12 protein-coding genes are annotated in these 9,678 nt (G+C 64.6%); all 12 read right to left on the minus strand.

What is annotated here, in order from left to right:
• Nucleotides 1–301: 301 nt before the first annotated feature.
• Nucleotides 302–547, minus strand: coding sequence for a type II toxin-antitoxin system ParD family antitoxin (locus FCU66_RS37125; RefSeq protein WP_136622646.1), 246 nt, complete (start codon nucleotides 545–547; stop codon nucleotides 302–304).
• Between the two features lie 114 nt (nucleotides 548–661).
• Nucleotides 662–1,903 carry an arsenite efflux MFS transporter ArsK gene (gene arsK / locus FCU66_RS37130; RefSeq protein WP_136622647.1) on the minus strand — a complete coding sequence of 414 codons (1,242 nt, stop codon included), beginning with the start codon at nucleotides 1,901–1,903 and terminating at the stop codon, nucleotides 662–664.
• Nucleotides 1,896–3,323, minus strand: a complete 1,428-nt coding sequence (locus FCU66_RS37135; protein WP_136622648.1) for an NAD(P)-binding domain-containing protein — start codon at nucleotides 3,321–3,323, stop codon at nucleotides 1,896–1,898. The genes arsK and FCU66_RS37135 overlap by 8 nt, the downstream gene beginning before the upstream one ends.
• Nucleotides 3,324–3,367: 44 nt before the next feature.
• Nucleotides 3,368–3,688 carry an ArsR/SmtB family transcription factor gene (locus tag FCU66_RS37140; RefSeq protein ID WP_136622649.1) on the minus strand — a complete coding sequence of 107 codons (321 nt, stop codon included), beginning with the start codon at nucleotides 3,686–3,688 and terminating at the stop codon, nucleotides 3,368–3,370.
• A gap of 63 nt (nucleotides 3,689–3,751) precedes the next feature.
• Nucleotides 3,752–4,174 (minus strand): arsenate reductase (glutaredoxin), encoded by a 423-nt coding sequence (gene arsC / locus FCU66_RS37145; protein ID WP_136622650.1) that lies wholly within the window; start codon nucleotides 4,172–4,174, stop codon nucleotides 3,752–3,754.
• Complete coding sequence (locus FCU66_RS37150; RefSeq protein ID WP_136622651.1) at nucleotides 4,171–4,860, minus strand: aquaporin; 690 nt, start codon at nucleotides 4,858–4,860, stop codon at nucleotides 4,171–4,173. Before FCU66_RS37150 ends, arsC begins: the two co-directional genes overlap by 4 nt.
• A gap of 5 nt (nucleotides 4,861–4,865) precedes the next feature.
• On the minus strand, nucleotides 4,866–5,372 hold the full coding sequence (locus FCU66_RS37155) for an arsenate reductase ArsC (RefSeq protein ID WP_136622652.1): 507 nt from the start codon (nucleotides 5,370–5,372) through the stop codon (nucleotides 4,866–4,868).
• A 16-nt stretch (nucleotides 5,373–5,388) separates the two neighbouring features.
• On the minus strand, nucleotides 5,389–5,721 hold the full coding sequence (locus tag FCU66_RS37160; RefSeq protein WP_136622653.1) for an ArsR/SmtB family transcription factor: 333 nt from the start codon (nucleotides 5,719–5,721) through the stop codon (nucleotides 5,389–5,391).
• A gap of 66 nt (nucleotides 5,722–5,787) precedes the next feature.
• Nucleotides 5,788–6,486 carry an RES family NAD+ phosphorylase gene (locus FCU66_RS37165; RefSeq protein ID WP_136622654.1) on the minus strand — a complete coding sequence of 233 codons (699 nt, stop codon included), beginning with the start codon at nucleotides 6,484–6,486 and terminating at the stop codon, nucleotides 5,788–5,790.
• The gene (locus FCU66_RS37170) at nucleotides 6,480–6,908 is read right to left on the minus strand and encodes an MbcA/ParS/Xre antitoxin family protein (RefSeq protein ID WP_136622655.1); all 429 of its coding nucleotides are present in this window, start codon (nucleotides 6,906–6,908) and stop codon (nucleotides 6,480–6,482) included. The genes FCU66_RS37165 and FCU66_RS37170 overlap by 7 nt, the downstream gene beginning before the upstream one ends.
• Before the next feature lie 372 nt (nucleotides 6,909–7,280).
• Nucleotides 7,281–8,714, minus strand: coding sequence for an aldehyde dehydrogenase family protein (locus FCU66_RS37175; protein ID WP_136622656.1), 1,434 nt, complete (start codon nucleotides 8,712–8,714; stop codon nucleotides 7,281–7,283).
• Nucleotides 8,715–8,872: 158 nt separating this feature from the next.
• Nucleotides 8,873–9,340 carry a GNAT family N-acetyltransferase gene (locus tag FCU66_RS37180; RefSeq protein WP_136622657.1) on the minus strand — a complete coding sequence of 156 codons (468 nt, stop codon included), beginning with the start codon at nucleotides 9,338–9,340 and terminating at the stop codon, nucleotides 8,873–8,875.
• Between the last annotated feature and the right edge of the window lie 338 nt (nucleotides 9,341–9,678).

Here is a 9,678-nt window from a genome sequence, read left to right on the forward strand (position 1 = left end):
GGAGACGACCAATCGTCAAAGTCAGCGCCGCCCCTCATCGCCCTGCCGGGCACTTCTCCCCGTATAGTGACGGGGAGAAGGAAGCTGGCCGCAACCTCGGCGCCCTTCTTGCGACGCTGGTGATTGGCGAAAGCGGCGATGAGAGCACCCCTCTCCCCGTCCCTATACGGGGAGAGGATGCCGGCAGGCAGGTGAGGGGCAGCGCCGACGCCCTAACGGAGGGGCGAACTCAAATCCGCAGCGATTGCCTTGGGATCGTAAATTCGACCTATGGCTTCCCCTTCGGCGCCATTGGCGGCTCTCATCTGGCATGCTTGGCTCGCATCTTGCCTAGGAATGCAGTGCTGTCGAAGGCAACGGGTGCGCCAGATTCCTCACCGGCGATGAGGGCGTTTTGCAAGGCGCGAACCTTGGCCTCATGCTCTTCGAGCAACCGTAGGCCGGCACGTACGACATCACTTGCCGAACCGTAGCGGCCTGTCTGAACCTGCGTATCGATGAAACCGGCGAAATGATCGCCAAGGGAAACAGAGGTGTTTCGAGACATGAGATTCATCCTAGGGTGAAGATGTCAACATATACCAAAAATTGGTATATGTCCATAATTCTGGCCCTAGAAGGGTAAAATGCCAAGTCGCAGGGCCATTGCGCATGTCATGATTCAGGTCGCCTCTTCCGGATTGCCGCCAATCGCAAACGCAACCCGGCTCTCGCGCCGCCTCAGCAGCGCGATGGCGAGGAAGGCGATCACGCCGCTCGCGGCAACGACCACCAGCACCCACAGCGAATTGGCGACCGATGTCCGCGCCATCATGAAGGCAAGCGCGAACGGCGCGAAGGCCGAGGTGAACTGGCGGGCAGCGCTCGCCCATCCGAGCCGCGCGCCATAGCCTTCGCGACCGAAGAGTTCGAGCGGCAAGGTGCCGCCGACGATGCTGGTGAGGCCGGAACCGAGGCCGAACAGAAACACGAAGACAAAGGCGCCGGGCAGCCATGGCGTGGTCAGCAGCAGCGCGCAGAGCCCGGCTGTGAGCAGCAAAGCTGCAATGACGGCGAGGTGCGTCTGCTGAAGCCGGCCGCCAAACAGCATGTTGATCAGCCGGCTGGCGACCTGGGCCGGTCCGAACAGGGTCGAAACGAAGAGGCCGGCCGTGCCGAGCCCAAGGGCCGCCGTCAGCGGCACCATGTGGATGAGGATCGCCGACAGCACGAAGCCCTCGGTGGCGAACCCCGCCAGCATGAGCAGGAATGCGGCCCGGCCGCGCCGCGGATCGAGCGGCGCGCTTGCTTCAGGGGCCGGCCCGCGCTCTTGGCTCGTGGCCGTGGCGTGGCGGCGCGACAGGCGCATCAGCCAGGCGTGGATCGGCAGGCAGAGCGCGAGATTGAGTGCGGCGAACAGGAGATAGACCTCGCGCCATGTCAGATGCGCATGCAGCGCCGAGGTCAGTGGCCAGAACAGGGTCGAGGCAAACCCGGCGATGAGCGTCAGGTGGGTGATGCTGCGTTGCGGCCGGGGAACCCCGATCTGCACGATCGCCACGAAGGCGGCGCCGTAGAGGACGAAGCTGGAGGCCAGCTCCATTGCCAGCAATGCCAGGACGAAGGTCACGCGGTCGGGTGCGACGGCGCACAGCGCCAGCGCCACGGCTGCCGCCACCGAGCCGACGGTCATGATGCGCCCGGCGCCGAAGCGGTCGGCCCACCGCCCGGCCGTCGGCGCGAACAGGCTGCCGGCAAACAGCGAGGCGGACAGGGCGCCGAACACCCAGCCTTCCGCGAGGCCGAACTCCTTGGCCATTGCCGGCGCCAGGATCGAGAAGCTGTAATAGAGCGTGCCGTAGCCGATGATCTGGGTCAGCCCCAGCGCCCAGATCGCTTTGCGCAGGACGAACCGGTCAGGCATCGACGCTGGCTGCCATATTCTCTCGCGCCTCAGTGCTGGCCGGCGCGGTTGCGCAGCCGCAGCCCGAGGCGCCCCTTGCCTTGGCGTCCGCATCCTCGACACAGCAGGCATCGATAGTGGCCGGCACAGGCCCGCCGCAGCAGCCAGCGCTTTCCGATACCGTCACGACATCGGCGCTGCATACGCCGGTCTCAGGCAACACCAGCCGCACCTCGCGGGCCGCGGCATGGTCTCCGGCAATGTCGGCGACCACCGAGCGGACCTGCTCGTAGCCGGTCGCCATCAGGAAGGTCGGCGCGCGGCCGTAGGATTTCGAGCCGACGATGGTGAAGCCGGGTTCGGGATGGGCGAGCTCCGCGATGCCATGCGCGGGAACCGTGCCGCATGAGTGAAAATTCGGATCGATCAGCGGCGCCAGCGCCGGCGGCGCTTCGACGACGGGATCGAGCGCGATGCGGATTTCGCCGAGGAACGACAGATCGGGCCGGAAGCCGGTGGTGACGACAATGCGATCAACGGCCAGGCTGAACGGCTTGCCGGCCAGGTGGGCGTCGACGACGAGCCCCTCGCCTTGCGTCGCGATGCTGTTGACGGCGAAAGGCGCCAGCATGTTCAGCCTGCCATCCGCCATCGCCTGCCTGGCGGCCAGCCCAAGCGCGCCGCGTTCCGGCAACTGATCGTTCAGCCCGCCGCCAAGCAGCCTGTCGACGGTGGCATGGCGCAGCGCCCAGAAGATCTCGGTGCCAGGCGCCGCGTCTTGCAGTTCCATCAGCGCCAGGGCGACGTTGATGGCCGAGTGCCCGCCGCCGATGACCAGGACGCGCTTGCCCGCATAGTCTTCTCTCGCCTTGCCGACCACGTCGGGAATGCCATAGGCGATGCGCGCCGACGCCGCGCCTTCGCCGGGAACCGCCAGCCCGTCGACGCCGATCGGGTTTGGCCGCCACCATGTTCCGGACGCGTCGATGACAGCGCGCGCGAGAACGCGGTGCTCGCCGCCGGCATCGCGATAGTGGATGACGAAGGGCGCGTCCTTGCGGCCGTCATTGGCGACCTTGTCATGCCCCTGACGGGTGATCGCGGTGACCTCGGCGCCGAGCTTCAAATTGGCCGCGATCGCGGGAAGCCGGCCAAGCGGCGCCAGATAATCGCGCACGATCTCGCCGCCGGTCGGCAGGCCTCGCATGTCGGGCGCCATCCAGCCGGAGCGGTCGAGCAGCGCCCGCGCCGCCGCGTCGATGTTGTACTCCCACGGTGAGAACACCCGTACATGGCCCCATTCGAGCAGTGCCGCCCCCACGCTTTCGCCGCGCTCCAGGATCAGCGGACGGATGCCGCGCTCGACCAGATGCGCCGCGGCGGCAAGGCCGACCGGGCCGGCGCCGATCACCGCGACGGGAAGATTTGCCATCATGTTCATAGGTTCGATCCTTCCGGTATCTTCGAATTACAAATCCAAAAAAATCAGGCCAGCGCTTTGCCGACGGCAGGCGCGCAGGCGGCGTCGGCGCAGCACTCGTCGGCGAGATAGCCGATCAGCGCATTCATGCCGGGATAGTTGGCGCGGCAGATCAGCGTCGTCGCTTGCCGCTCCTGCGTCACCAGACCGGTGTCGACCAGCCGCTTGAGATGATGCGACAGCGTCGAGGACGGAATGTCGAGCTTGCCCTGGACACTGCCCACGGCAAGCCCGTCATCACCGGCGCGCACCAGGATGCGGTAGAGCTGAAGCCGCGTCGGATTGCCGAGCGCTTCGAGTTGGGAAGCTGCTTTTTCGAGTTTCATGGAAATAAGCTACGCAACACTTTTCGAGCCGTCAACTCAATTTCGAAAAATATGGAAATAGTGTCAGACGGCGCGCTTGCCTGGGGCGTAAGTGACCACCTCGCCATCCTCCTTGGTGAACGCGCCGATCTCCGGGTTGGGCAGGATGTCCAGCACCTTTTCCGACGGCCGCGCCAGGACGACGCCGAGCGGGCTGGCCACGATCGGCCGGTTGATCAGGATCGGATGCGCCAGCATGAAATCGAGGATCTCCTCGTCGGACCATTTCGGGTCGGCAAGGCCGAGTTCGGCATAGGGCGTGTCCTTCTCGCGCAGCAGGTCGCGCGGCGTCATGCCCATCGCCGCGATCAGTTCGACCAGCCTTTCGCGCGACGGCGGCGTCTTCAGATATTCGATCACTTCCGGCTCCTCGCCCGACTGCCGGATAATGGCCAGCGTGTTGCGCGAGGTGCCGCAATCGGGGTTGTGGTAGATGGTGATGGTCATTGCGCGGCCTTCATCTGTTTGATCGGTTTCGCTTCGGCAAGCAGCCAGCCCGCCAGCGCCATGGCCAACAGAGCCCCCAGCAATTCGGCGGCAATGAAGCCCGGCAGGTCGACCGGACGGATGCCCGCGAATGTGTCTGAGAATGCCCGGGCGATCGCGACGGCCGGATTGGCAAAGGAGGTCGAGGCCGTGAACCAATAGGCGGCCGTTATGTAGAGCCCAACCAGCCAGGGAATCGCGTCGGAGCGGAAGCGCAGTCCTGCCAGGATGGTGAAGACAAGCCCGAAGGCGGCGACTGCTTCCGCGAGCCATTGCCCGGCTCCGGTCCGCACCGTCGCGGAAACCTGCAAGATCGGCAGCTCGAACATGGCGTGCGCCAGAAACGTCCCGGCGATGCCGCCCACGATTTGGGCGACGACATAGGCGAGCGCGGCGTTCGCCTCGATCTCGCGGCGAAGCGCGAACACCAGCGTGACGGCCGGATTGAAATGCGCCCCGGAAATCGGGCCAAGAATGGTGATCAGCACCACGAGGATTGCCCCCGTCGGCAAGGTGTTGCCCAGCAGCGAAACGGCAACGTCGTGGGTCAGCCGGGCGGCCATGATGCCGGAGCCGACCACGGTCGCGACCAGCAGTGCGGTTCCCAGCGCTTCTGCGACGATGCGGCGTGGCAGGTCGTTCGCCACGAGCTTCAGCCGGCCTTCGGCAGGTTGCGGCCGATCTCGTCGAGGCGCTTCTGCAATGCCAGCTTGTCGACCATGTTCATGGGCAAGCTGACGAAGATCGAGATGCGGTTGTTGAGCATGCGGTAGGCTTCGGCAAAGGCCAGATGCTTTTCGGCGTCGGTGCCTTCCGCCGCGGCCGGGTCAGGGATACCCCAGTGCGCCGTCATCGGCTGTCCCGGCCAGACCGGACAGGATTCGTTGGCTGCGTTGTCGCAGACCGTGAAAACGAAATTCATCTCCGGCGCGCCGGGAACCGCGAATTCCTCCCAGGCCTTCGAACGCGCGAAGGACGTGTCGTAGTTCAGGTTCTTCAGAAGCTGGAGCGCGAAGGGATGGACCTCACCCTTCGGCTGCGATCCAGCGGAAAATGCCCTGAACTTGCCGGCCCCAACGCGGTTCAAAATCGCTTCGGCGATGATCGACCGTGCCGAATTGCCGGTGCAGAGAAAAAGAACGTTATATGGCTCGCTCATGGCGTGTGCCTCCCTTCTAGCATTTACAGGTCACAGCCTGGATCACAGGACGGCAGAGCTCCGGCGCGCCATTGCAGCAATCTTCCATCAGATAGGCCAGCAGGTCGCGCAAGCCGGTCATGTCGGCGACGTAGCGCACGGTCCGGCCGTCGCGTTCGGGGCGGATCAGCCCGGCATGGGCGAGCACCTTCAGATGCGCCGACATGGTGTTCTGAACCGTGTCCAGCCTTGTCGCGATTTCGCCCGCCGGAATGCCTTCCGAACCGGCACGCATGAGCAGCCGGAAGACATCCAGCCGCGTCTCCTGGCCAAGTGCGGCCAGTGCATTCAAAGTGTCTTTCTTATCCATATATCCGAATCCTTGGATTTATGGATATCGGCTTCCCCACGATCTGTAAAGCGTGTCCGCCCGCCATCAGGTGACGGCAAGCACCTTTCCCGTATCGTGCTGGCGCACGAAGTCCACGCGGGCGCCGTCCCAGTGGTAGCTGTAGTGCCGGCCCTGCACCGGAACGGTGATGACATCAGGCCAGAAGATGCCGATGCAACCGCCGCCCGGCATGCGCACGCTGTTCCACACCAGCCCGTCGCTGCCTTCCGCGCGCAGCGCCCGCCCTTCCGCCTGCGAGGCGGTGTAGTCGTCCGGGTCGAGCACGCCGGGCACGGCATTCACGTCATCGAGGTCGCGGTCGACGCTGCCGATCAGCACGCGGAAATCCGCCGTCCAGCCCGGCCCCTCGTTGGTGGCGCCCATGAATTTCTGATGGTGGTGGATGGTCTCGGCCAGCGCCACCTCTTCGCTGTCGCCGGCATAGTAGATCCCGTAACTGCCATCCGAGAAGCGGCCTGGCCTGAGCGTCGAGCAATGCACGAAGGGCGCCATCACGAAGCTCGCGCCGGGGCCGGAAATCCGCCGGGCGGCCGACACCTTGCCGAGGTCGCCAATCTCGAACCGGATGCGCGGGTTGGATTTTTCCTCGACGGCGGCCAGCGCCTCCCAGTCGCGCGGGTCGGCAATGTCCTCAAAGAGGTCGATGGGCGGATGGATGGAGCGGATGATGCGGAAGGTCTGGTGCCAGTCGACGCGGCGACGGACCGCAAGCCCACTCACCATGCACCACGCTCCGCATCGAGCCATTCCCGCATCGCCGAGAGATCGGAGATTTCGCCGCGCAGCATCAGGTCGAGGGCCGATTGGCCGCCGAAGGTGGCATTGGGCTTGCGGATCCAGGCGTAGCCGCGTGCCGGCTCCGTGAACAGATAGCGCAGGCCCTTGTGGATGCCCATCAGGTGCGCCATGCGGGTGCGCAGGTCGCGGTCGATCCTGCCGATGCCGCCTTCCTTCCAGCGTGCCCCAATCTTCCAACGAGCCCAGGTCCGGGCCGATATGCCGCCGAGCAGGATGCAGGCCTCGACGTCGGTGAGGTTCCAGGCCTTGAACAGATTGACCGTGGTGCGCGCCAGCGCGCCAGCCTCGTCATCACTGATGACGCTGCCAACCGTGGCCGGCGTGGTGACAATGGACTGAAGCTGCATTTTGTGCCTTGCTATTGGCAGATATATAGCATGTATTTGCCAATTGGCAAGGATGGGGTCGCAGGGCAATGGCATCAGATCGATGAAAATTCCGAACTTGTAAGGGAGACTGCCAATCGCCGAGCCTAGTGCCGCCCCTCACCTGCCTGCCGGCATCCTCTCCCCGTATAGTGACGGGGAGAGGGGCGCTGCCGTCACCATTTTCGCCAAATCGTCAGCGTTGCAAAAAGCGCGCCGGCGTTGCCGGCAGCTCTTTCTCCCCGTCACTATACGGGGAGAAATGCCCGGCAGGGCAATGAGGGGCGGCGCCGACCTCCCAATGGTCCGGCTCCAACAGGTTGAGTGCCGTGTCGAACGGACGGCGCGTCGTGCCTACTCGGCCGCCTCATATCCCGCGATGCCCTTGATCTCCAAAAAATCCTCGAGCCCGTATTCGGCATATTCGCGGCCGTTGCCCGACTGCTTGTAGCCGCCGAACGGCAGGCCGGCGTCCCACTGGGGGTAGTTGATGTAGACATTGCCGGTGCGCATGCGCGCCGCGACTTCGCGCGCCTTCTTCATGTCCTTGGCCTGGATGTAGGAGGCAAGGCCATAGACGGTGTCGTTGGCGGTGTTGATCACCTCGTCGACGCTGTCATAGGGCATGATCGCCAGCACCGGCCCGAAAATCTCCTCGCGCGCGATGCGCATGTCGTGGGTGACGTCGGCGAACACCGTCGGCCTGACGTAGTAGCCGCGGTTGAGTTCCGCCGGCCGGCCGGGGCCGCCCGCGACCAGCGTCGCACCTTCGTCGATGCCGGCCTGGATCAGGTCCTGGATCTTGTCGAACTGGACCTGGCTGACGACCGGGCCAAGCTTGGTGCCGGCAGCGTCAGCAGGGCCGACGGTGAACTTTTCTGCTGCGGCCTTCGCATAGCCGGCCGCCTCGTCATGGCGGTCGCGCGGCACGAACATGCGCGTCGGCGCGTTGCAAGACTGGCCGCTGTTGCTGAAGCAGCCGGCGACGCCCTTGCTGACGGCGCTTGCGAGGTCGACATCCCCGAACAGGATGTTGGCCGACTTGCCGCCAAGCTCCTGATGCACACGCTTGACCGTGTCGGCGGCGGCCTTGGCCACCAGGATGCCGGCGCGGGTCGACCCGGTGAACGACATCATGTCGATGTCGGGGTGGCTTGACAGCGCCTGGCCGACGCCGGGACCATCGCCGTTGACGAGGTTGAACACGCCCTTTGGCACGCCGGCCTCGTCCAAAATCTCGGCGAAGATGATGGCGTCGAGCGGTGCGATCTCGGACGGCTTCAGCACCATGGTGCAGCCGGCGGCAAGCGCCGGGCCGACCTTGCAGGTGATCTGGTTGAGTGGCCAGTTCCATGGCGTGATCAGGCCAACGACGCCGATCGGCTCCTTGACCACGAGATGGTTGCCCTTGACGTGGCGGAATTCGAAGCTCTTCAGCACGTCGGCCATCTTCTGCAGATGCGCAAGACCGATGCCGACCTGGCTGTCCAACGCCATCTGGCGCGGCGCGCCCATCTCGCGCGACACGGCAACCGCCAGATCACCGCTGCGCTTCTTGTAGACAGCGATGATGCGGTTCAAGAGTTCGAGCCGCTCGCCGACCTCGGTGAAACCAAAGCTGTTGAAGGCGCGCTTGGCGGCGGCCACAGCCTTGTCGACATCGGCCTTGGAACCGAGCGAGATCTGCGCGAAGGCATCCTCATTCGACGGATCTATGACGTCGAAAGTGTTGGGCACAACAGGATCGACCCACGCGCCATCGATATAGAACTGCAGATTGTGTGACATGGTTTTCTCCTTGGGATGCACCGCATGACCGCTGCGGTCGTCATATGTGGCTGGAGATAACGATGCACAAACGCCGCTGTCAAACGCAACCCCCGAAGTGGTTAAGCCAGCCCGCCAGTCGTTGAGCCAGAGGGCCAGCGGCAATCTGTCTGTTTGCGTCAGCCGGCCAATCGTTTGCTCATATAGACCGTCACACCATTCATGAACGGCTCTTCCCGATCCACGCTATAGCCCTGCCTCTTGTACAGCGACACATTCGCTTCGAAGGCGCCGTTGGTCAGCAGGCGAAGCTCAAGACGGCCCGCTTCGACTGCCTTGCGCTCGGCCTGCTCCAGCAACAGCCGGCCGATCCCCCTGCCCTGCGCCTGAGGCGCGACGCAGACATTCTCGATCCAGAGGTGATCGTCAGCCAGGATGGTTTCGATCATCCCGACGATCTGATCTCCCTCGACGGCGAGATCGAACGGATGCTCGGCAACGGCCTTGTCGTAGTCGGCGCGCATTGGCAGCGGTTCGCGGCCGATCACCGGCACCCATTTGGCATAGGCGGCGCGAACGATATCCCTGATCGCGGCGGCATCCGCCGGCGCGGCCGGCCGAAGCCGGATGGAAGAAACGATGCTCATGACAATGCTCCAGACATGAAAAACCCCGCCGGCGATTTCGCGGGCGGGGCTGGAAACGAACGAACCGTGCCTATCGTGCCGGTCTTTGTCGTCGCGCAATCAGCTTGCCGCTCCGCACTGTGCAGGAGCGGCGTCGCTTGGTGATGGCGGGCGCAAGAGCGAACATGGGGTCAAGCTGGAGCAGGAAACGTGGCGCGTCAAGACAGGGCCAATTTTGTGGCGGAGACCACTAATGCCGAAGTTGGCGCCGCCCCTCATCGCCCTGCCGGGCACTTCTCCCCGTATAGTGACGGGGAGAAGGGGCTGGCCGCGACCTCGGCGCTCTCCCTGCAACGCTG

Origin of the sequence: Mesorhizobium norvegicum, from assembly GCF_004919685.1 — a bacterium.
GTDB lineage: Bacteria > Pseudomonadota > Alphaproteobacteria > Rhizobiales > Rhizobiaceae > Mesorhizobium > Mesorhizobium norvegicum.